This window comes from Microcoleus sp. S13_C5 (assembly GCF_036700845.1).
Taxonomy (GTDB): Bacteria; Cyanobacteriota; Cyanobacteriia; order Cyanobacteriales; family Microcoleaceae; genus Microcoleus.
In genome coordinates, this window is record NZ_JAUBPR010000243.1 from 1 (window position 1) to 2,540 (window position 2,540).

The window sequence follows — 2,540 nt, forward strand, 5'->3', positions numbered from 1 at the left end:
CACGGCAATCGTTTGGGAGTTTTGTGTTTCCGAATCTATCTTCCTTTCCTTCTGCTTGAATATCTGCGGAATGTGGGCTTCAACGCCGGTGCAGCCAACGAAGCTGCCCAAACTGCCACTTACACTGTTAGTAACATCAGCAACTCTGCGTTATTTGCCACATCGCCAGCAATAGACGCAAACGGCAACCTCACCTACACTCCCGCCACCGATGCTAACGGCACTTCTACCTTCGATGTAAAAGTCCAAGATAGCGGTGGCACTGCTAACGGCGGTGTCGATACTTCCGCCACCCAAACCTTCACCATCACCGTTAATTCTGTCAATGATGCCCCCAGTTTCAGCAACCTCGGCAACCAAATCCTCGCCACCTCGACAAATATTCTCCAAACCGTTCCTAGCTGGGCCAGTGGCTTCAACTTTGGCCCCGCCGATGAAGCGGGCCAAGCCGTCAAGGACTTTATCGTTAACACCACCGATGGCAACAGCTTATTCACCGCCCTCCCCGCTGTCGCCAACGACGGCACCCTCACCTACACCCCCAACGGCACCCCCGGCACCGCCACCATACAAGTACAACTCCAAGATGATGGTGGCATATTAAACGACGGCATCGACACTTCCACAGCATCCAGCTTTACCATCACCATTCCTGCGCCCACCGTCAACCTCTCAGTTAGCCCCACCACCGGCACCGAAGCCGGAACAACCAGCATCACCGTCACTGCTACAGCCGCCCTACCTGTAGCCGGCGACCAAACCGTTGACCTCGCCTTAACAGGAGTTGCCACGGCTGCTGATTTCACCGGCACAATTCCCACCCAAATAACCATCGCCAACGGGGAAAGCAGCGGGCAAGTCACCTTTACCATAGCCGATGACCAAATCGCCGAAATTAACGAAACTGCCAACCTCACCATTAGCAATCCATCGGCAGGCATTCAATTAGGAACAACTACCACAGGTAGTTTCACCATCACCGACAACGACACCGCCGGATTTGACATTCTGCCTATCAGCGGCAATACCAGCGAATTCGCTGGTATTGCTACGTTTGATATCCGCTTAACCAGCCAACCCACAGCCGATGTCACCATTGGCTTAACCAGCAACAACACCGCAGAAGGCACCGTTTTACCCGCTAACCTCACATTTAATTCCACCAATTGGAACGCTTACCAAACCGTCACCGTTACCGGAGTAGACGATGCGGTGGCTGACGGTGATATTGCCTACCAAATTATCACCACTGCCGATACCACCACCGCCGATACAAACTATAACAATCTCAATCCAGCCGATGTCAGCGTCACCAACACAGACAACGACACTCCAGGCGTTACCGTCACTCAATCTGCTGGCAGTACCGAAGTAACAGAAGGGGGAATTACAGATACTTATACCCTACAATTGAACACTCTCCCCACCAGCAATGTTGACATTACCGTGACGGCGGATGCTCAAGCAGAAGTTAGCCTAGATGGAACGAATTTTGCTGCCACGCAAACTCTAACCTTCACAAATGTTAATGGCCAAACTCCTCAAACTGTCACCGTTCGTGCTGTTGATGACACATTACCGGAAAACAACCATACCGTTGCACTAACCCACGCCATTACCAACAGTACCGATCCAAATTATCCGACAACATTGGCGATCGGGCCGGTGAATGCCCAGATTACCGATAACGATATTACTTACAGCGTCGTCGGCAGTACCGCCAGCGTCACTGAGGGAAATAGCGGCACTCAAACGGTAAGTTTCACCGTTACCCGTAGCGGAGAAACGAACCAAAGTAGTAGCATTGATTTTAGTTTTGGAGGAACAGCAACCACTGGCGTCGATTACAATAACCCCATTGTTACCGGAACCGGAGTAACCGCCACTGGCAGTACGGTTAGTTTTGCTGCCAATGCTACCATAGCAACAATCGCGGTGGCCGTTGTGGGCGATCGAATTACCGAACCTAACGAAACCCTAGCACTCACTCTAAGCAACGCCACTGCCCCAGGAACTGCTAACATTATTGGTTCTCCGGTAACCACCACAATTCAAGACGATGATACTGCGGGAATTTCTATCAATCCTACTGCCGGATTAACAACCACAGAAGCGGGGGGAACTGCTACTTTTACGGTAGTTCTAAATAGCCAGCCTACAGCAGATGTCAGCATCGGGATGACTTCGGATAATACGGCTGAAGGTACTGTAGATAAACCGAGTTTAACTTTCACTCCGGCTAACTGGAATACTCCCCAAACCGTCACAGTTACGGGAGTAGATGACAGTGTAGTAGATGGGAATGTTGCTTACAAGATTGTCACTGCTGCTGCTACCAGTACCGATACTAATTACAGTGGTGTTAATGCCAACGATGTCGCAGTTACTAATACTGACAACGATAGCAAAGGCATCACCGTCACTCCTACCAGCGGTTTAACAACTACTGAAGCAGGGGGGAAGGCTACTTTTACGGTAGTTCTAAATAGCCAGCCTACAGCAGATGTCAGCATCGGGATGACTTCGGATAATACGGCTGA

Annotated in this window: 1 protein-coding gene; it reads left to right on the top strand. The window is 50.7% G+C overall.

Annotation, left to right across the window (positions count from 1 at the left end; translation table 11 throughout):
- Positions 1–2,540 (top strand): Calx-beta domain-containing protein (locus QUA04_RS29170; protein ID WP_333264151.1); only part of this gene is annotated, 2,540 nt, incomplete at both ends.